Raw genomic sequence first — 19943 nt, forward strand, 5'->3', positions numbered from 1 at the left:
ACTGTTTTGCCGCCTCCGCGCAAGTGGCTTGGAACGCCTCTTTTACGCTGCGCTCGTCCCACAAGAGCGTATCATCCAAATCAAAAAGAACCGCTTTGATCGACATCTGTTGTATTCTCCTTTTTCCCTCGTATGGTCTCTCTACGTTCTATGATCAAGGAATCAGGGCGTTTTTTCAAGATCCGTGTGGAATATTCACCGCGTATTTTGGGCAACCATGCTTCGTACTCATTACCTATAGATGTTTCACGGAGAAACTGATTGAAGAAGCATCCGTAAACAATCTTGTCAGAGACGAATGAAGGAGTTGGTTGTCCGTGACGATCAAGACTTTGATTCTGTGGATCATCGCCATTGTTGCCTTGGCGCTTGTGGCAGCTTTTGTGTCCAGCGGTCCGATCCGCCTGATTGCCATCATCGGGATTTTGTTGATCAGTTTTGTGCTGCAGGGGACGATCATTCGATATAAAAAATAAAATTCGGAATCCGCATCCATTGCAAATAACAGCAAGGTGTTCCACAGCCCTATTGGCTATGGAACACCCATTCCCGCAAGCGAACGGATTCGCTTCATTTCCCTTCGGCAGGAGCTGGAGCAGGTCCTGCTTTTTGGGTTTGTGTCAAGCTGTCCCATTTCGTTTGCGCCTTATCGATTTCCTCCTGCGTCAACGCCTTACCGACCGCAAAGCTGCTTATGATTTTCCCGAGCGTTGCCTTGTCAAAATCCTCTCGCGCATACAGCTCTACCGTAAAGCCTTCCTCTTCCCAAATCACGATGCCATTCGCGAAATAGACCTTCTTCCCTTCGATCATCTCTGTTTTCACAGGGTCCGTGGTTCCAATGCCATTTTCCCCACCTTGCGAGATCAGGAAATTCACCGTCTTCTCGCCTTGGCGATATTGTGCTTCCACCATGGTTTTTCCGTGAATGACCGTATTCACGTATGCAAAATCCGCTACCCAGGTAGGCGCAGGGAAATTCATTCCTGTTGCGGCGCGAGCCTCTTGCAGAGTGAGTTGGGGAACAGCTGGCAATTCCCTCACCGCGGATTGCGCACCACTCTTCTCCCCGGCCGAAACAATGTTTGTTTCTGAAACCGGCACTTCCTTGTCATACTGGACAATTTCCATATTGCCCACTTGAAAACGCGCCAGGATGGATTGGATCATTTCTTGCGCATAGGAGGTTGTCGAAAGCGCACCTCCAATAAGAATTACTACGGCTGCCGCTGCTGTGGCCGTTTTCCATTTTCTGTTCATCTTCTCGATCCCATCCTTCTTCGTATTTTGGGGTTGAATGCTTCCCGTCTCGATTTTGTTTACCAGACGCTTGAAAATGCGTTCTTTGGCCAGCGTGTTATCGATCTCCATACGTTCAAGCAGCTCAGCGACTTTGCCATATGCTTTCGGGTCCTGTTTTTCACTCATCCGCGAACCTACCTGCCTTCAAGATTTTTTGCAGCTTTTTTAAACTACGGTAGACGACGACTCCGATGTTGGACTCGCTTACCCCCATCAGTTGGGCAATCTCTGAATTCTTCAGACCAGCCGCGAATTTCATGGCGATGATGTTGCGCTCTTTATCACGAAGTTTTGCCAACGCCTGAAACAGCGCCTGATGATCATCATCCCGGATCGCCAGTTCTTCTGGCGACGGCTTCAACAGCACGAAGTTCGTGATGGAATCCAGCGAAAAATGAAATCTTTTTTTCCGGGCGCGAAAGTAATCGGTCACCGCATTTCTTGCAATGGCAAACAGCCACACGTCAAACTTGGCTTTATCCTCCGAGAAGCTGCGGTATTTGGAAATGACCGTTTCAAATACCTGACTGCAAATATCCTCCGCTTCATGCTGGTTTTGAATCCGGTAACAAATGTACTTGTACACCCGATCGAAGTACTGCTCGTACATCTGCGAGAATTGCTCTGCCGATAAAACCTCTTCGCAAAGCTCTTCTTTCCGATTGTGGTAAATTTCCATGTTTACTCGAACACTCTCCAACTCCCCTCCTCCTTTCTTCTCCATTCGTCGTGCTGGTGAAGGAAATTTACGTATGTTAATACGTGGTGACGAGAAAAGCATTAACAAAATGGGTCAACAAAAAAACCTCCCCGGTTGGTTCCGTTTGAGGTTTGCCCCATCAAGGCTTTTATCTGTGATCCAGGTGTATCGATCTGTATCTGGCCAAACTTGCGATCGTTCTCAACATCCGCCGTTGTGTTCTCCTATGTAAATCGTTTCATCGATCCGTTTCCCAATTGGAAATTAAAAAATCCTCGACAAACAAGTCGAGGAGCAAAAGTGAGGTTATGATGGTCGTATCTATATTATAGTATACACCAGATGATATACTCAATTTATATATTTTGGCAATTCACGAATGAGTTTCCGCTTTCTTTTTGCCACTCATGTGGAATTCCAAATCGCTCATAACAGGCTCGAGAGCAGCTTCTCAAATTTACTAGGGCTCAAGATTTCATGGGTAACAAATTGTCCATTGAAAAACACCCCAAAAGTGGTCCAGATGAGAGGGGCGTTTTGCGCTTCTTCTCTCGTGGAAATCCGGTGGATATGAATGGGGACTTGCTTGTCCTCCGCTACTTTTCTTAGTTCCTCCAACACACCGACTGCAAAAGGACACTGGGCTGTGTAATAAATGGAGATTCCTTTTTCTCCTGGAGCAGGTTTTCTCTGTTTTTTAAAAGTAGGCCGGGCAGTTTGGTCGTTCCACTTTAGCGCGACCAGTTGAAAATAGGGTTCTGCTTGATCCGCCACGTGAAATCCCATGTGTTCAAAGAAACGTTTCTCGCTTAAATACGGGTATTTGTCCTTGCCGACCACATGCACGATCCCATCCATTCCGCGCTTTATCGCATCCTCTTTGCAGTAGTCCAGCAATTGTCTAGCATACCCGCTATTTTTGTATCGCCCCGACACCCACAGGCAATTGATGTACAGATAATTCGGGGCATCTAGGGGAACCCACGCCATTTCGGCAGGCAAGTATTCAATAAAGACTTTCGCTCGTTCATCCAAACGGTAAAAAACCAGCCCATCCTCCATGCGTTCTTTCAGCCATTGCTTCTTTTCATTCACGGCGTGCTCATATTGTTTGGCTCCCAATGCGCAGCATATATGTTGCGAATCGATGTTGTCCTTTGTTAATTGGATGAAGCCCATTGACCTGCCACCACCAAGTTTATCCAAAATTGGGTACCTCTGAATAGATACGTTCAAACTAGTTCCTTGGTTTCACTCAACAAAAGATTCGTCGCTCCCGCCCTTCCTTCTTCGCCACATTTCTCGCGTCGCTAGTTCAAAGGTAGAAGCAAAATCATTTTGGGCACGACCAGCGGGACCTATCAAGGGGCGCTTTGTTGAAGGTATACATATTTTGGTTGATAGACTATGATAGCTGTATCTGTTTCACAATTCTGTCATCTCTTTTTCTTCGCAAACCGAATCTGCGAGATTGATAGGATAGAGCATCATCGTTTGGCGAAGCCATACGGTTGTCCGCGTGCTGAAAGACGAACAGGATGAAACTGTGTTCCGAGGGAGCCAACAGATTGCAACTTGTCCGTACCTCCTCTGGAACTTCAACGAAACGTATCACGACCTCACGTCATTGGAAAGGATGTGCCCTTATGAAATCAGGTTCCCGGCAACCACTTGTCATCAGCAAAACAGAGGCTCGGCGGTTGGCCATTGTTCGTCAGCATCTGGCTGCCCCTCGCGAGGTCGCAGATGAGGAAAATCTGATGAAGGTCTTGCGGTCATTGCGGTATTTGCAGCTGGACCCGGTCAGTGTCGTGGCACCGAGCCATGAATTGGTGCTGTGGAGCCGTTTCGGAGCCGGCGCTGTCCCACTGCTCGATGACCTATTGTGGCGCCAACGGTCGTTATTCGAGTATTGGGTCAGCTGTGCAGCGATTGTCCTGACAGAAGACTATCCGTTGCACCGGGCATTTATGAACGCCTACCCGCCAAGCCGCATCGCGGAATGGATGAACGCGAATGCTTCCTTGCGTGAGCACATCTTACAACGCCTCCAGGAAGATGAGGCGCTGCCTACGAGCGCTTTTGAGGACCTCTCCACCGTGCCCTGGAAGTCAAGCGGCTGGACGGCCGATCGAAATGTCGAGCGCATGCTGCAGTTTTTGTGGCTGGGAGGCTCAGTAATGGTGACCGGTCGCGCGGCTGGCCAGCGCCTGTGGGCCCTGACCGAAGCTCACCTGCCGCCGGAGACCGATCGCGCGGCGTTGCCGATGGACATGGCGATCAACGCTGCCGTCGAACACAGTGTACGCGCCCTCGGCGTAGCGCGCGAGGCTGACGTGAAACAATACTTCTTCCGGCTCGAATCGCGAGTACCACTTCGTTCGGCACTCGATCGGCTGCAAAACGAGCGGAAGGTGATTCCCGTAGAAATCGATGGAGAGGCTTCGCGGCAAACCTGGTTCGTCCATGTTGACTCGCTTCAAGAGGTCGACGCCATCCGGGCAGGGAACTGGGAAGGGCGTACGACACTGCTGTCCCCCTTCGACAACCTGATAAGCGATCGGGACCGCACCGAGCGACTATGGGGCTTCTCCTTCCGCAACGAAATGTACGTTCCCAAGGCCAAACGGCAGTACGGCTACTACCTGTTGCCGATCCTGCATGGCGATCAACTGGTTGGACGGATTTCACCCAAAGTCGATCGCCGCCGCAATGTGCTCACAATTGAGGGACTTTACTTGGAACCCGACGTCCGCCCAACCGAAGACTTGTATCACGCGGTCACGGAGCAGATCAACGACCTCGCAGCCTTTGCTGGTGCCGAAACGGTCGAGTACAGCAGCCAGGTGCCGGAGTCTTGGCTGGCCAAGCTGCGTCGGGCTTGAACGACTAGTAGGCGATAGGATGCTGTTGGTTTGTAATGGACCAAGAGTTAAGTTGCGCTAGCAATATTCCAATAAACAAAAGCGGCACTCAGAATCATTGGAGTGCCGTTGCTGGTTGGACATTCTGCTACCGGAAATATACTGGGTAATACGAGGTACAGAGCGCTTGCCCAAATCTCCCTTGAAAACCTAACACCGTGGTCGGGTCAGCCCGTGCGGCGGGAGCGGGCCAAAGTTAGCCCAGCGAGCACCATGCTGGTGAGGCCCATCACGATGGCAATGATGGCCCCGGCTCGCCCGCTTCCTGTGCCGAAATCACCTGTGAAAATGGTCAGATGCAGCATCGCATAGGCGATAACGATCAGTCCCACCACCACGGCTATCATAGCCCCACGTCGCCCGCTGCCTGTACCGAAACGACCTGCGGAGCGAGCCAGAGACAGACCAGCCAGAACCGTGTTGATCAGCCCCACCAGCGCGTCTATCGTAGCCCAGATTCGCCCCGTGGTGATGATTTCATAACCGCCATTGCCGTAGGTCGCTGCAGCAGAGGCAATCGTTGGCACAAGCAGTTGTGTACCGAGTATGACGAATGAAACTAGCTTCATTTTCATTTGTGATTTCCCCTTTTTATGTGGATGTTCCCACTTTCACAACACTCGTCCGTAAGCAATCACTGTGCAGAACTCAGCTAACAAACGTTCCTTGAAATCCACCCCCCCTTACGCTCGCTTTCGATTACACCTATCCTCCAGTTCCTCTCCCTTCACAGCCACTTTACACAATAAATGTCGAGAACTGATGCAGATCCTCCTCTCATTGTGTGGATTCCTTCTTGTGCCGGTGAAATCACGGTATAATCTCGGTAAGCCGTATCATTTTGTCAACGAAGGCAGCTACAATTGGAAAAGAGGTGATTGGAATGGAACCGAAGTTGTTGCTTGTGGAGGACGAAACGGGCATGCTTGAGGAGATGCAGACCTATCTGCAGCGTGAAGGGTTTCGTGTATTGACCGCCCGCACCGGCACGGAAGCGCTCGCGATTGCCCGGTCTGAACGGCCTGATCTTGTCGTGCTTGATTGGATGCTTCCCGAGAAAAGTGGTCTCGACGTCTGTCGTGAAATCAGGCTAACTTCGCAATGCGGCATTATTATGGTCACGGCTCGATCGGATGAATCGGATAAAATCGTCGGACTGGAAATCGGCGCGGACGATTATTTGACGAAACCGTTCAGCTTGCGTGAACTCGCTTCACGTATCCGAGCGTTGCTTCGCCGCTTGCGCGGAGCTGAGGACAGGTCCATGTACTTGGAAAGAGATAACTTGATCATTTCCGAGGCCAAATGCCAGGTATTAAAAGACGGCCAGGAAATCCAACTGACTCCGACCGAATTCAAAGTTTTGTACACGCTGGCGGCTCGTCCCGGCATTGTCTTCAGCCGTCTGCAATTGCTAAAAGTGGCTTTGGAGGATGAGTACATGGGATACGAAAGAACGATGGATTCCCATATCCGGAATCTTCGCCGCAAGCTGGGAGACGATCCGGCCAATCCCCGTTATATTCAAACGGTATACGGTTTCGGTTACCGATTCGGTGAACAACCATGACATTGACGGTACGCCAAAAAATATTTGTCTACATGGGACTGATCGTTCTTATTATCGGCGGCTCTCATGCCGTAACCAATCTGGCCTATATGGAGTTTTTGTTCGATCAATTTCGTAAGGAAGAGCTCCGTGCTTCTTTTTTGAACGCTCCCCCCGGGGAACAAATCGAGTTGTTGAAAACGTACGTGATGGGCAAGATGAAGTTGTTTTGGCTCGGAAAATGGGGCTTTTTCCTGGCAATCGGCCTTTTCTTCAGTTTATGGATTTCAGGAGTACTGACTCTCCCGCTTCGAAAGCTCATTGCCGCGATCGAACGCGTTGCAAAGGGGGATCTGGAGGTGAGCGTTCCTGTACAATCCAAAGACGAATACGGGAAAGTCATCCAGACGTTCAACGATATGACACTTCGCCTGCGGGAAGCGGAGGACGCCCGAAAGCGGTTGGTGGCCGACATCACTCACGAGCTTCGTACACCGCTGTCCATTATGCAGCTGAAGCTGGAAAATTATCAGCAGGCCGGTCATCATGTCCCGCCGGAAATGCTTCGGATTCATGATGAAGTGATCCGATTGAGCCTGCTTGTGGATGATCTTCATGTCTTGTCGTTGGCAGAAGCTGGCCGGTTGCCGCTCGATTGCAAACCGCTCGATCTGACGGCACACCTGGAACGAATTGTGGATGACGTAAAATACGAAGCGGAAGAAAACGGATTGGAAATTCGCCTCAATTCGATTTCACGGCCGGTTACCGTAATGGCCGATGCGAGACGAATTACGCAGGTTTTCATTAATTTGCTGACCAATGCGATTCGTTACACGGCTAGCGGAGGTACGATTACCGTTGAAATCGAAGAACGGGTCGTTGAGCGGAATGCGTTATTTGCATGTGTATCCGTGATCGACACCGGCATCGGAATACCGGCGGAAGAGCTCCTACACCTATTCGATCGGTTTTACCGCGTAGAAGAAGCGCGCTCGCGGCACACAGGCGGTACGGGGCTCGGATTATCCATCGCCCATCATTTTGTAAGAGCCCATGGCGGCTTCATCCAAGTGTCAAGTCAGCCTGATGAAGGCACTGTATTTACCGTTAATCTACCTATTGGCAGTAGTACATGCGCGGCTGACACTGCCATTCAAATCGTACAATGGAGGAAAAACGTATGAACTTTACCCCACAACAACAAGCTGTATTACTGGCATTAACCACGGAATGGCAGACACCGGTGCAGATTGCTAGTCATCTTTCGGATGCATGGGGGAATCCATCCCACCTAAATGAGCGGCTCAAGGAACTGATGAGTGAAGGATTGGTGCAGGCCAATCCGGTCGTGCCAGGCCTGTATCGATTAACAACCGAAGGCATGGCCAGAAAGACGTTGGAATTGGGTGAGAACCGATAAAACAAAACGATTCGCAGCAACGGCATAGAACATCGAATGGAGGACCTTCGATCATTTATTGAAAACTCGTCATCGCTGCAAGATCCTACGATCCAAAAATGGGTTTCGCGGTCACAAGAGCTTGTGAAGAACCCTGAATTATTCGACTACGATAAATCGTGTAATGGAGAATGGATCTTCGTTTTTTGGGACGACTAATTACCGCTGCTAGTCTCCTGGAATGCTTTGTTATGTAGGCAACCAGAGTTAGAAGTTTGTCGGAAAGAATATATGTAGACTTTGACATCTTGGTTGTACGATTAAATGACCCGCTGTAAGTAGTCCTCTCTTTCTTATCCGTTGATGGAACGCAGTGTGCGCTGCAAGTCGTCTGCACGGTGTAGGCTCGAATGAAAAACCTAGCTGTCGGCATCAACCACCGAACCTCGTCTACTACTCGGGGGCTTACATGCTTCCTTTGACTGCGGCAGCACTCCACACGCCCATTTCGCAAGATTTCCATATCTGTCATATTCACCACACGGGAGAAAAACATATCCTATCTGGAAAGTCGCTCTGGCCGACCTGTTCAGACACCTATGCTGGAAACTGCTTTGCGAATAGGAGTGGAGAAGTTGACACGTTCAGCGATTGGCGCCTTCAGCAGCTCTATCAAAATTGATGTCCTGATCCCCGCTATTGAGAAAGACCTCGGCACTCTTCCCTATGTCATTGACAGTATTCGTAAGCAAGTGAAGCATCCCATCGGCAAGATCATGGTGGTATCGCCACCAAGCAAGCGAATCCAGGCCCTTTGCCGGCGTAAAAACTGCGTCTTCATCAATGAAAAAAGCGTCCTGCCGATTACAAAAAAAGACATTCGCTACCAAACCAAACGCGCCAATCGCTCAGGCTGGCTGCTCCAGCAATTGTTGAAGCTGGCAGGAGGAAACTTGACCGGGCAAAGGTATTATCTCGTGATGGATGCCGACACCATTCTCATCCGCCCTCATGTCTTTCTCGTCAACGGGAAAACCGTTTTTTACTGCCGTAACTGGAGTCGTCCCGAGTATTTTCGTACCTACAAGAAATTATTGGGGACCAAGCCAACCGCGAAGCGCTCTTTTGTTGCCCACTATATGCTGTTCGACAAATCGAAGCTCTCCCAACTGAAGTCTAAGATGGAGGCCAGACATAAGACCAGGTGGTACTGGGCGATTATCAAGAAAACCAACAAACAGAGTTATGCCGGCTTCTCCGAGTTCGAAACTTACGGTAACTTCGTGAAAGCTCACTACCCCGGTCAAATGGTTGTAAGAAGCTCCCTGAACAAAAGCCTCTCTTCCAAACCGGGATCACTTACTCGCAAACAGATCATCAGACTGGCCCGGAAATATCGGTCCCTCTCCTTTCATAAACGCAGGTGGTATATCCGGAAGAAGGGGTAGGAAAATAACGAGCTGCCGAGCCCTACTGCTTGCGGTGTAAGGTAGTCTCCAAACCTGGTTGAATGTGTCTGGGGCAATCTTGGACTCGTGAACAGGGGGATGAAGAGGGATCATGCGTGCAGGAAGGCTTCCTCATCCACTTCTGAAACACATGGCACGAAACGCATCATTTGACCCGCAATCGGCAACTCCGAGGTCCTTGCAGCATCCTTTCCGGCAGCTGCAAATTTTGGCGATTTTCAAAAGGAAACAAGAGTGCTTCTCCTTCCTACTCAAAAAGAAATCCAGTCCGTACCAACGCACGCTCCCACGTCATTTGCTTTGCCATCATTGATCATTCTCTCTTGTCTGTTCTTTACTATGAGCGATTGTAAGATCCGCACCGTACCATCATGTAACGGGGACAGCTGGACAGCATGTTCGGGCAAAAGTAAAGCCACGGGGGCTGCCCGTGGCTGTCGTGTCATCCGTGATCCAAAATGTCAGTCAGGAACAAATCGCAGAAGGTCCAGTCGGTTATCGGAAAGCCCCCGTTCGGCCTGTCGCTCGATCACCTCGTCCTTGTTCAAATGCAGGACCTTGCAGATCTGAATGCCGTCCATCCACCAACGGCCGAGATCACCGGCATCCTCCTGGCGTTCCCGGAGCAGTTTTTTCAGGAGTTGTGCCAGGGTTGGCGGGGGCATGCGTTGTTATCCTACCTTTTCAATCAGGATGCAAAAGCAAGAGCTACAAGGAGTAATAGAAGTTGCGAATTTTGTTCGCCATGAGTATGCGGCGCTCCTGCAAGAAATCCTCATAGTGATCGGCGTTCATCGCAAAGATGCCGGATGGGATGCAGCAGGCTTCCAGGTTGGCCAGTACTTCATTCATGTCCTGAATTTCACCGTATTTCGATGTTTTCTGCTGGCATTGCTCTTCGATCTTTTTCATGTAGGCTTCCGGTGCCTGATCTTTGATGACGATGTTAATCTCTTGCTGCATGTACACATAATTTGCGATTTGGTTGTACTGATTGCGATTTGTATATCCTTTTGACTGCAAGTATTTCTTCGGGAAAATATGGTGAATATCTCCCCGCTCCTCGATCAGGTGCTTCACTTCCGTCGCTTTGGATAGGAAACCTTTGTCGCCGCTCTTGATTTGCGCCATCAGGAATAGGTGAAAGTACGGGCTGCTGGACACGGAGGTATTCAGCCGGGTGACGAGGATATTCGACCAAAACGCATCAGACAGTTCCCCTTCTTCCGTATGCTTCAAATACTCCTCCACATCAGACGCCTGGTGGAAACGACGCACATCATACTCAAACGTCGATTCAGCGGAGCCCGAGTATCTGCTCGTCAGAATGGACAAGACAATCCAGCGCCGGACGACCCTATTGATTTTTGCCTGCTCCACTCCTTGGTCTTTCAAAAGCAGGTACAGGATGTAGCCAAAGTTCAGTACGTTCTGGGAGCGAATCAAGCTTTCATGGATCATCCCCGTGGACTTGACAATCATCAGATAGCGCTTGAAGTTGGTCTCATTCACAAAAGCCAGCACGCCTGCCTCCAGTTTCCGGAAAGAGGCCTCCGTGATTTCTTCCTTGTACTCCCTCGTTTCAAAGTCCCGACCGGATAACAGACTGACCAAATTCGCCAGTTTCCCCCGCAAAAACTTGAAGGTAAACGCAACCCGAAGCAAATCGGAGTAAGTCGGGACATACAGTGAATCCGTGTGGTCTTTCACCCACATGATCTTTTGGAAATAGGGGGTGCCGGAAAAGGAAGTGTCGTTCTCCTTGATCGCATGATAATCCGCCGGGTTAATGGCCAAATGGCAAAAATAGTCGATCATCTTGCGGATGTCGACGCCATTGTATTCTTCGTTGACGGCAATCTTGGACATGGCGAAGTCTGCCTGGCTGAGCACGACTCCCTGGGAGTTGATTCGGATGAAAATTTCGGTAACCGTTTCGATGTCCAGGTCGTGGGACAACTCGATCATGCCCAGGCTGCTGAATCGGATGTTCACCAAATGGTTCACGATATTTCCGATCCGGCTCGTGTCCGCCCCCTCATTTTTTGTGCAATACTGATGAACAAATTCAAATAGGTTGAATTGCTTCTGAAAAAAGGCAGAAATATCCGGGATCCACGCCGCATCCTTCTCGATAGCCGGGTTGGCCACCTCGAACCTTTCTTCCAATGGATTGAATGCGATGCGGATTCGCTTCTTTTTATAATCCGCCCCGACGACTTCTTTTCCCAGCAACGCAGCGGTCATGGCCGTGATGCGTTGCTGGCCGTCGATCAGAATCTTTTTTCCCATAGCATGGGTGCCATCCTTCAGTTTCGTATCCGGATTGCGCCATGTGATGATGTAGCCGACGGGAAAGCCTTGGTACAGGGAGTCCATTAGATCCCGTACTTTTGAAGCTTCCCATACAAACGGACGCTGGATTTCCGGGATGGCAATTTCTCCCCCGTGAATCCATCCGAGGATCGTTTCGATTGTGCTGTTGTTTACGATGTATTTGGACATGGTGTTTGCTCCTTTAACGAAATGCGCTTCTTCTCGTTCAAGGGTAGAATGGTAGTTCTTATGAATCTTCGCCGCTATTTTTTTCCTAAAAGGCATCGATGGTGTTGGACTTCCTACGATTGTTTGGTCATAAGCTGCCGTTTGGATATTTTCCCCATCAATACCGCATATACCGATCGTACATACCCATTAAAAGACGAAACCGTCAGAGAACCTGAGCTCCCTGACAGTATCTTTCCGCCATTTCCCGATATTCTTCATACAGTCTCTGCCGGTATTCCACAGGCTCCAGCAGCTCCGCGTCTTTCCCGTACTGCTTCATCCAGCGCATGAATTCTTCTGCCCCGCGGGTCGTGACCGTGACGATGAGGGAGCCGTCTTCCTGATCCGTAAAGCGCGGCTTCGAGTCGTATTTGTGCTCTTTGATATAGCGGGCGACTTCCCGCGAGAATCTCACGATGAATGTCGTCTCGTCGCTCTCCGCCTTGATCCCCCACAGCTTGTCCAAAAAGGAATCAATATCGAAGTCGTCCTCGATGAAAAACTTCTTGCGAGTCAGCTCGATGGAATGAAAACGGCTCAAGCGGAACGTGAGAACCTCTTCGCGCAGATGGCAATATCCGATGAGATACAGATAACCGCCGCGCGGGACCAAGTAATACGGATCGATCATCCTTTTCGTCAAATCTTCCCGATACATCGAGTAATACTCGCACTCGATCGTCACGTCTTCCACAATCGCCTGAATCATCCGCTGCATGAGCAGGTCTTGCTCTGAATTCATCTGCTCTGTATGGATGCGGATTCGCTTCCCCAATTGCAGAAGGTTGTCGTTTACCTTGAAACGGGTCAGGATCTTCTCCATGGCGGACTGAAAGGACTTTTGGAAGAGCTGCCCCTTCAGTCGGGATTGGCTTGCCAGCATCGGGTACAGAGAGATGGCGAGATATTCGTCTACACCGAGCTTTCCCGGAGTCTGTATGTAGTTGTCCACGATGAAATATCCCTTGCTGCCCTCCAGCATGACTTGAATCCCGCATTTATCCAGATCCTTGATATCCCTGTAAATGCTTCGCACCGAGGTTCCCGTCAGCTCGGCAAGCTGTGGCGCGGTTATTCCCGGCCGCTGCTGGATCGTCGTGAGGATGTAGAATAATCGCTGTGTTTTGTCCACGTTGTTCACTCCAGAAAAGGTAAAAATCTCCTAGGAGTTATTCTCGATGAATGAGACTAAATCCTCTTCCCAGCGAAAAACAGCTCGCTTCCTTCTCTATGAAAATAGCTCGCCCATGAGGGGAGGTTTCTCTTTCCGTCACGAGGAGACTGCTTCCGTTCTTTTGCTGATAAAGGAAAAGTCATGGCTGTATTGAATCATGCGGGCAATATCCTCTACTTCACGCTTGGAAATGCCAATCGAACTTTGAAAGCCAACCACCAGCGGATTTCCCTTCTCGTCTTTTGTACATTTCACTCGGACCTGATCGGCTTTTCCTGCCTTTTCGATGGAAAGCTTGAAAAAGAAATGATGGCCTCTTCTCGTGTAATACCGGACCTCTTTTATTTGCATGCCGCTCCGTCTCCATAATTCAATGGATGAAAGCCCCGGATTGCTTTGAATCTCTTCCTTCGTCCGAGGATTTGCGAAGCACCAATACACATAATTGATGAATGCGCCTACGCCCAGTCCGTTCAACTCGGCCAGATAATTGACAAGCCTGTCCCAATTGCCGGCAATTTCGGGGTCATTCATCGACTGTATCCATTCAAAGGGATTTTGGTCTGCTTTCCATCCGTTTAATTCCTTCTGTAACGGATAGACATTGCCTGCGTACGTGCCGCCATGACCGATCGCTAACGGAATAAAATGATCGATGCTCAGATCCGAACAGTTCTGTGTGAGCGCACAGCGATGATCGAATGTGGCTAAAGTCTGTTGAAATTCACTCACGAGAAGGCTCGATTCCAAGCCTTTTTCCCTCGATCTTTTTATATGATAGGGGATTTTCTTCCATAACAGCCCATTCTTCTTTTTCCGCTTGAGATTGGCTTTGCCTGCTTTCGGTTTCATGAGCAGGTTGTCCTTGCCTGTGAAGGTCGAAAAGAATTTCATAAACATCTCGCAGGCGTGCTTCGCATGGTCAACCGCACTATGCTGTTTGCCTTGAAAGGGGATATTCGCTCTTTGTAGCGCCTGCTGGAAACCCAATTGTCTTTTTGCTCGAACGGCTCTCATGAATTCTTGCTGCAGATCTTTATGCGGGCCGAGCCAGCTTGTGCCGATGCGGTGCACTTTGCAATTTTGCTCGAGCACTTGCTGGTCTTGCTGTCCCCACGTGTACAGCACATACCTTTCCTTTCCCAGCCATTTAAAAAAGGCCTCCATGGTTCTTGGAAAGGAATCGCAGTAATAGAGATGGGAATGTTTCACTCCTGTCAGATGAACGGTTTTCCCGTTCACTTTCCGAAACGAGGGACGAATGAACCGGTGGAACTCTCCCCCTTTCAACACGAAACCATCCACTTCTTTTACCTTCACAGCGGCAATCTCCATAATTTCCGGCAAGTCATCGGGAGACGATGGCACAATCCATTCGATATCTAAAATGACGCAGTTCATGGGACCCCCTCCTTGCTGAACAGTGTAACGCTCGGCGTGACAAAGGCTGTCAGGGAACGTGCGTTCTTTTATCCGCGAAGAAGTAGGGTCATCATAGATACCTGGCCGTCCCCTTGAAAACCTCCCGTACGTGCCAATGTTTAAAAGAATCGTTCGGGGCATAATCAGGACGGATGGGCTTTCGCAGCGTTTCGCCGTGAAATCGCATTAACCACTCCTCAAAGCCGTTTGTTCCATGCGCATCCTCCGAGACGAGCAAGCGATCATCGGCCGAGATCGTAAATACGCCTCGATCAAACAATTTATGGTGAAGCGAACATAGCGCAATCCCGTTTTCTTCACAATCCGGTCCGCCTACTTGATGCCATTTGATATGAGCTGCCTCGATTGCGACCAGGTTCCTCCCCAGCCGGACGTTAAAGCCGCATACCGCACAGCTGTATTCATACGCCCGCAGAACTCTTTCTCGAAAATGATGATCCCGCTGTTTCTTTTGGAAAGAATGAAAGGCCAGTCCCGTTTCCTCGAGGATATCCTCGTGCATCGTATCGGGAAAATGCTCGTTTAAAAGCTGCGCTGCAAGCTCCTGAACGAGCTGACCGTCACCCTTCAGGAGAGCGATCACTTCCGGCGTGAACCCTCCTGCGATTCTATCGTTTAGGAGCTGTCTGTCACTAAAGCTCTTCTTGTCCACCGCCGAGGACAGTTGCCATAGCCCATCCCCTACAAGGCGAACAAACGGTTCCTCCGGGTGATACGATTTCCTTGCAGGCCCAAATTCGATCAGCAGTTGTTTCAGCTTATCTCTCACTTCCTCATAGGGTAGTTCTACTCTGGCTGCGTTTTGGAACTGCCCGAGGGCGTAGAGGATCAACAGGGGCTTGTGAGGCGCTCGCTGTCCGTTCTTTTTCCAGATGGACATCGAAGAGATTTTCTTTTTCAGTTCTGGTACGTTCATGGGTTGATCACCTGTTTTGGATGTGATTCACTTTTCTATCAAATTCGCGATTACCATATTATACCGGACAATCACGACTGGTGGTCAAAGCAAAGTGAGGCAGCAGGATGTCAGCCAGCCAGATCTGGGGCTGAACAGCAAAATATCCTATCTACTTAATTGAGATAGGCTCCCACAAGGACTCAATAACCAACTGAGATTCCCGTAGACTCGTAAATTCATGACTCGGTACAATATCGCTGGTGCGAGAGGCTAGGCGTATCGATTGATCCACCTATTGCACATGCTGACAAAATACGATCCCAGAATGTCCGTTGTCAGTTTACCAAGATATACCTGTAATTTTTTTGTAATAGGCGCACAGAGAATTTCCATCTATGTAAGAATCAATTGATATAGGATCAATCCTTAGCGATATAAAACACACAAGTAGATCCATCTCGCTTGAGAAGGGCTGTACTTTCGGAATTTCCTTGCCTTATTCGGAAATATAAAAACCCGTCCTGCGTGCAATAGTAGGACGGGTAAATTCTTGGGTAATCTGTGGGCTCGATCTTTGCCAAAAAGGACGAGTTGCTCACTTATTTCTCAAGAGCTTGATAGCCCTGATTAATGTTAAGCATCCAAATATTATCATGATTACTAATCCGATAAGATTCAGAATAATAACAGGTAATTCCAGAAAATCAAGATCGCTCCCTACCTTCAACAGTGTGAATACAAAACCTATTAGAAAGGTTAGGAAGACTGCTACTGTTTTTTCCAAAATCGACACCACCTTTTTTTAATATAAAGGTGTGTCTATTATATTCCGCGATTCCATATGTTGCCAGTTGATTAAAATTCTTTCATCGATGGCTTTTCTATTGATTCATCGTACCGTTTGGATTGGAATCGCTGCATCGTCATTTGGTAGTCCGGAATACCGGTTTCCGGATCAAATGACTGCGAGCCCTCGGGGCCATCTGCAATCTGCTCAGGATATTTTGTAGTAACATCCTTAGTGTGCCTTCGTAACACGTTTACTTCGTGAAAACAGGAAGCGGTGCCCGTCGATTTTCGGTTCAAAAATGCAACGGCCGCCCGATAACGGTTTGTCGACTTGTTCCAGCAGCAGCGGTGGTATAAACATTCCTCCCCCTCCATAAAAAAAAGCCCCCAACTGCACTTGGCAAGTGGGGGTATTCGAGAAGTAATACGTGAATAAAAAAGTAGTTACGGATATATTACGCTATCCGAAGAATATTGAATACAAGTATATGCAGGAAAGCGTCCCTTATCTTGCCACAAAAAAATAGCGCCGATTCGTCTGCACAAATGGAGTCGTACGCTTATCCCCAAGTGAATCTATACTAGGTTACACAATTATTATCGACTTGCTATTGCTTTGATTTCATGCGTAAATACTGGTAATTGCTTCGACAGTGCAAACCGCTAAACGAACGGACAGGATAATAGAGCGATAAACAGATTGCATGATTAGCGAAACCGAATTGAACAGATGCCTCTAGTCTTCCAACAAACGCCCCAGTTTGTTGGATAAAGAGGAAAAACTATGTGCAATCGTGAAGAAGTCTTTTGAATACATGTTTGTTAATTTTATGTACTGGGAGGTACGGGGATATGAAGATCCAGCGATTAGATCATGTGAGTATAAACGTAAATGATCTTTCCGCAGCTAAAGCGTTTTTTCTCGATTTGGGACTTGAGGTACACGGGGAATGGGAAATGGAAGGAGAGTGGTTGGGTCAGGTAGTTGGGCTTACTAACGTTAAAACAGCATGTGTAGGATTGCGAGCGCCAGACGGTCAGGCATGGATAGAGCTAGTCAAATATTATACGCCGTCAGATGAAGTAGATTTTCAGAAACCCTTTGCAAATACGCTGGGTATCCGGCATATTGCATTTGCTGTTGATGATATTGAAGCTATTATTGCCAAATTGAAAAAGAAGGGCACGGAAATCTTTAGTGAGATTCAGCAATATGAAGAAAGTTATAAGTTATGTTATGTTCGTGGGCCAGAAGGCATTATTTTGGAATTGGCTGAGAAAATCAAATAACTATTGAGGGTTAAGCTGACAAGATTGATAGTGTAATTATTAAAACCAGTCTAACACATGAATTTCGTGTTATTGACTGGTTTTTGCTTATGAAGTTCGCATAGTCTACAGCTTATTGTTCAAAGGCAAACGATTATCCGCGTTAAGAATGAGAAGAAATTTATTTAGTCCCTCACGAGTATGTGAAAAACGAAAGCTTTTCCCCTATGGCTGTTCCTTATGTAAAAATGCTTGAACTTGGCGTTCCCCGTGGATTCCGTATTCAACGGAATCCACCAAGCTCCACACCGAAGCTCCTTCCTTTTATTGCCGAAGTCATCGTTTTTTCTTGACTTTGACACTAATGTCATACATTAAAGTTAATTCCAGTTCGTATGGAAGGGAGCTTTTACATTGAAAAGTAATAACAGGTCACCGGTGACGGTCATCGGACTCGGACCGATGGGCGTTGCGCTCGCCGAGGCATTTCTGGCCCAGGGTCACCCTACGACCGTTTGGAACCGTACTCCCAAGAAGGGGGACGGTCTGGTTGCCAAAGGAGCCAGACGCGTGGATACCATTTCCGAAGCTGTCTCTGCTAGCAAGTTTGTCGTTGTCTGTCTCAAGGATTACGACGCCATGTACGCCGTGCTCGATCCTGCCGACGAGGCTCTGTCCGGCCGTGTCCTGGTGAACCACAGTTCCGGTATACCGGAACAGGCTCGAAACGCCGCCATTTGGGCTGCCCACAAGGGTGTTGACTACCTCGACGGGGCTATCATGGTGCCTCCGCAGGCTGTCGGACATCCCGACTCCGTGTTTCTCTACAGCGGGCCGCAGTCTCTCTTCGAGGCCCACGAGAAGACGCTACTGAGCATGGGTGGTACCCGCTATCTCGGCACTGACCCGAGCCTCGCGGTACTCTACAACACGGCGCTGCTCAGCCTGATGTACTCGTCCCTGCAGGGATTCCTTCATGCCGCAGCCCTGGTTGGGTCGGCGAACGTCAGGGTGACAACTTTCGCTGAGATCGCAATTGGGTGGTTCCTGCCGTCCGTCGTGAACCCCTACTTACTTATGGAGGCACCCGACATTGACAAGGGCAACTACCCCGGAGACAGAGGCAACATGGTAATGAATATGACCGCGCTGGACCACATCTTCCACACTAGCAAAGAGCAGGGTATCAGTTCCGACTTGCCTGAGCAGTTGAAGAAGCTCGCCGAGAACGCGATCTCCGCCGGTTATGGCGACCGCAACTTCATGGCCGTTATCGAATTGCTCAAGAATCCATCGAAGGAGTCGTGACTGTTCCATAAGAGTAAGGAGAACTGAAGCCGCCCCGGCGCGTGCATCGGCCGGGGCCACCTCGCTTCTCGTTCGATAGCACAATAAAAGCAGCGGCAGTCTAGGTCTGATATGCCTCCCTTACAGTAGACAGGTGAAACATATAAACCTATGAAATATCGTTGTGACGCTGTAAATGATAAACCTCCCTTTTCACTTACTATTCGTTTGGATAGCTCCCCTTTAAAAAAGGAACGCTTCTGTGCGATACTCGTTCTTGATGAATACGAAACAACCATCGTTTACAATTGTAAAACCATTCCCCTGAACGTAGAGATTTCACCATTGCACATAAATCGGGACATTACTGATTTACATAAAGACAAACGATCCCACTTTGTTGATAGGGCTGAACAACAAGCTAATAGCTTTTGCAGCAAAATTATTATTACGAGAATCAGTAATGAATCTAAACGTTTTATATAACTTTAGTTGAATAAAGGTTGTCAAAATGTTGTCAAACAACAACGAAGTGGGGCTTACGTTGTCAGGGTGGATGATCGAAGGCATAAGAAAAGCCCTTGATTCCTCAAGGACTTCAGGTTCATATGTATGGTGATCCGGACTGGGTTCGAACCAGCGACCCCCACCCTGTCAAAGGGAAACAACGCTTTGGCTGCAACCTGTTATAGTCTGATGAAAGCTTATTTTATTAGGCTTTCGAGCGATACCCTTCGGTTTTGTTAGGAACCGTTATGATGATTGGGGACGAATTTCGTCCCCAATTCGTCCCCAAGTGTCCGTCGGATTTCTTACAGATATTGAAAGCAAAGACCCTTCTCCGATTAATGCAGCGGGTCTACAGCTTCTTATTTGTTGAGCCACTCCATATACGAAATCATCTGTCCGGAATCAAGCCTTGATTCTTTGGTGTAAATTTTATCTGGGGGCCCTATCTGAGATGTCAAAAATACGAGTAAGTTGTCGAACTGTTGGTAATCACCGTTACCAACCGAAATTTTCAATATTTTTCGGTTGTAAGTAACAACGTACGTGGTCCCAGTACTCTCATCTACAAATTGTGCTATCGCTTCTGGTTTTTTAAAAACAACAAAAATAGCTCCAATGATCCTACTTCTTACATCCATTGAATCAAATGAGGTAAGTACATTTGACACGTTGCTCTCCCC

At 48.6% G+C, this 19943-nt stretch carries 19 protein-coding genes (1 of these 19 cut by a window edge); 8 read left to right on the forward strand and 11 right to left on the reverse strand.

The window, feature by feature from the left end; all coding sequences use genetic code 11:
• On the reverse strand, positions 1–106 hold the 5' end (the start) of the coding sequence (locus RGB73_RS20055; protein ID WP_310764518.1) for an HAD family hydrolase. 689 nt of this gene lie to the left of the window's left edge; the window shows 106 of its 795 coding nt (coding positions 1–106); the start codon lies at positions 104–106; its stop codon lies off the left edge, out of view.
• Positions 107–317: 211 nt separating this feature from the next.
• Between RGB73_RS20055 and RGB73_RS20060 the strand changes: the two genes are divergently transcribed.
• Positions 318–476, forward strand: coding sequence for a hypothetical protein (locus RGB73_RS20060; RefSeq protein WP_310764519.1), 159 nt, complete (start codon positions 318–320; stop codon positions 474–476).
• A gap of 94 nt (positions 477–570) precedes the next feature.
• Here RGB73_RS20060 and RGB73_RS20065 read toward each other — a convergent pair whose 3' ends face one another.
• The 3 genes from RGB73_RS20065 to RGB73_RS20075 all read right to left on the reverse strand — a co-directional run bounded on the left by RGB73_RS20065 (position 571) and on the right by RGB73_RS20075 (position 3181).
• Positions 571–1428 (reverse strand): hypothetical protein, encoded by an 858-nt coding sequence (locus tag RGB73_RS20065; RefSeq protein ID WP_310764520.1) that lies wholly within the window; start codon positions 1426–1428, stop codon positions 571–573.
• Positions 1421–2002, reverse strand: coding sequence for a sigma-70 family RNA polymerase sigma factor (locus tag RGB73_RS20070; protein ID WP_310764521.1), 582 nt, complete (start codon positions 2000–2002; stop codon positions 1421–1423). Before RGB73_RS20070 ends, RGB73_RS20065 begins: the two co-directional genes overlap by 8 nt.
• Positions 2003–2428: 426 nt before the next feature.
• On the reverse strand, positions 2429–3181 hold the full coding sequence (locus tag RGB73_RS20075) for a GNAT family N-acetyltransferase (RefSeq protein WP_310774444.1): 753 nt from the start codon (positions 3179–3181) through the stop codon (positions 2429–2431).
• A gap of 467 nt (positions 3182–3648) precedes the next feature.
• Between RGB73_RS20075 and RGB73_RS20080 the strand changes: the two genes are divergently transcribed.
• Positions 3649–4887 (forward strand): winged helix-turn-helix domain-containing protein, encoded by a 1239-nt coding sequence (locus RGB73_RS20080; protein ID WP_310764522.1) that lies wholly within the window; start codon positions 3649–3651, stop codon positions 4885–4887.
• Between the two features lie 206 nt (positions 4888–5093).
• Here the strand turns inward: RGB73_RS20080 and RGB73_RS20085 are convergent, their stop codons facing one another.
• The gene (locus tag RGB73_RS20085) at positions 5094–5495 is read right to left on the reverse strand and encodes a DUF6223 family protein (RefSeq protein ID WP_310764523.1); all 402 of its coding nucleotides are present in this window, start codon (positions 5493–5495) and stop codon (positions 5094–5096) included.
• A gap of 314 nt (positions 5496–5809) precedes the next feature.
• Between RGB73_RS20085 and RGB73_RS20090 the strand changes: the two genes are divergently transcribed.
• The 4 genes from RGB73_RS20090 to RGB73_RS20105 all read left to right on the forward strand — a co-directional run bounded on the left by RGB73_RS20090 (position 5810) and on the right by RGB73_RS20105 (position 9325).
• The gene (locus tag RGB73_RS20090; RefSeq protein WP_310764524.1) at positions 5810–6496 is read left to right on the forward strand and encodes a response regulator transcription factor; all 687 of its coding nucleotides are present in this window, start codon (positions 5810–5812) and stop codon (positions 6494–6496) included.
• Positions 6493–7662, forward strand: a complete 1170-nt coding sequence (locus RGB73_RS20095) for a sensor histidine kinase (RefSeq protein ID WP_310764525.1) — start codon at positions 6493–6495, stop codon at positions 7660–7662. Before RGB73_RS20090 ends, RGB73_RS20095 begins: the two co-directional genes overlap by 4 nt.
• Positions 7659–7898, forward strand: a complete 240-nt coding sequence (locus RGB73_RS20100) for a hypothetical protein (RefSeq protein WP_310764526.1) — start codon at positions 7659–7661, stop codon at positions 7896–7898. The genes RGB73_RS20095 and RGB73_RS20100 overlap by 4 nt, the downstream gene beginning before the upstream one ends.
• A 614-nt stretch (positions 7899–8512) precedes the next feature.
• On the forward strand, positions 8513–9325 hold the full coding sequence (locus RGB73_RS20105; RefSeq protein ID WP_310774445.1) for a DUF6492 family protein: 813 nt from the start codon (positions 8513–8515) through the stop codon (positions 9323–9325).
• A 482-nt stretch (positions 9326–9807) separates the two neighbouring features.
• On the opposite strand, the gene RGB73_RS20110 is transcribed toward RGB73_RS20105, so the two are convergent.
• The 5 genes from RGB73_RS20110 to RGB73_RS20130 form a co-directional block, all read right to left on the reverse strand.
• On the reverse strand, positions 9808–10011 hold the full coding sequence (locus RGB73_RS20110) for a hypothetical protein (protein WP_310764527.1): 204 nt from the start codon (positions 10009–10011) through the stop codon (positions 9808–9810).
• 43 nt (positions 10012–10054) lie between these two features.
• A complete protein-coding gene (locus RGB73_RS20115) occupies positions 10055–11851 on the reverse strand; it encodes a GmrSD restriction endonuclease domain-containing protein (protein ID WP_310764528.1) in 1797 nt (598 codons plus the stop codon).
• 205 nt (positions 11852–12056) lie between these two features.
• Positions 12057–13025, reverse strand: a complete 969-nt coding sequence (locus tag RGB73_RS20120) for a helix-turn-helix transcriptional regulator (RefSeq protein WP_310764529.1) — start codon at positions 13023–13025, stop codon at positions 12057–12059.
• A gap of 138 nt (positions 13026–13163) precedes the next feature.
• Positions 13164–14630: a 3'-5' exonuclease gene (locus tag RGB73_RS20125; RefSeq protein WP_310764530.1), complete on the reverse strand. Its 1467-nt coding sequence runs from the start codon at positions 14628–14630 to the stop codon at positions 13164–13166.
• Positions 14560–15426, reverse strand: coding sequence for a phosphorothioated DNA-binding restriction endonuclease (locus RGB73_RS20130; RefSeq protein ID WP_310764531.1), 867 nt, complete (start codon positions 15424–15426; stop codon positions 14560–14562). Before RGB73_RS20130 ends, RGB73_RS20125 begins: the two co-directional genes overlap by 71 nt.
• Positions 15427–17049: 1623 nt before the next feature.
• Here RGB73_RS20130 and RGB73_RS20135 point away from each other — a divergent pair.
• Together RGB73_RS20135 and RGB73_RS20140 are read left to right on the forward strand one after the other, a co-directional pair.
• Positions 17050–17487, forward strand: a complete 438-nt coding sequence (locus RGB73_RS20135) for a VOC family protein (RefSeq protein WP_310764532.1) — start codon at positions 17050–17052, stop codon at positions 17485–17487.
• A gap of 417 nt (positions 17488–17904) precedes the next feature.
• Positions 17905–18774, forward strand: coding sequence for an NAD(P)-dependent oxidoreductase (locus RGB73_RS20140; protein WP_310774446.1), 870 nt, complete (start codon positions 17905–17907; stop codon positions 18772–18774).
• A gap of 848 nt (positions 18775–19622) precedes the next feature.
• On the opposite strand, the gene RGB73_RS20145 is transcribed toward RGB73_RS20140, so the two are convergent.
• Positions 19623–19931 (reverse strand): hypothetical protein, encoded by a 309-nt coding sequence (locus tag RGB73_RS20145; RefSeq protein ID WP_238504043.1) that lies wholly within the window; start codon positions 19929–19931, stop codon positions 19623–19625.
• Positions 19932–19943: the final 12 nt, after the last annotated feature.

Source organism: Brevibacillus brevis, from assembly GCF_031583145.1.
Classification (GTDB): domain Bacteria; phylum Bacillota; class Bacilli; order Brevibacillales; family Brevibacillaceae; genus Brevibacillus; species Brevibacillus brevis_E.